Source organism: Streptococcus mitis (genome assembly GCF_001074635.1).
GTDB lineage: Bacteria > Bacillota > Bacilli > Lactobacillales > Streptococcaceae > Streptococcus > Streptococcus mitis_E.
In genome coordinates this window covers 1-411 of sequence record NZ_JUQO01000145.1, presented here as the reverse complement: position 1 = coordinate 411, position 411 = coordinate 1, and the positions used below count along the sequence as shown (strand labels likewise).

Genomic DNA, 411 nt, shown 5'->3' with positions numbered 1-411 from the left:
TCTTACAACAAGTGATGGAGAATATGTTTTAGATAAAGCAAGTAAAACTATTACATTTACACCGAAGAAAACATTTGTAGGAACGGCAACTGCTGTAAGAGTACAAATCAAAGATGCGAATGGTACAAAAGTTGAAACAACTTACACACCAACAGTAAATGACGTTACAATGTCAAGTGTGGATAAAACTTCAGAAGCACCGCAAGGACAAACACAAACTGGAACTCCTGAGTTTAAAGTTTCTAGTCCAGAAGTAAGTATTACAGGATACAAATTGTTAAATCCAAATGGTAATACACCAGTAGAAGGAAATGAAATTGAAGTTCCAGACCAAGGAACATATCGTATTAATCCGAAAACTGGACAAGTAACTTTCATTCCAAAACCAGGATTTACAGGACCAGCAACTGG

General features: G+C 36.0%; 1 protein-coding gene. It reads left to right on the top strand.

Going from position 1 to position 411, the window contains the following annotated elements; genetic code table 11:
• A partial coding sequence (locus ADI58_RS05935) for a hypothetical protein (protein ID WP_049521838.1) occupies window positions 1-411 on the top strand: 411 nt, incomplete at both ends.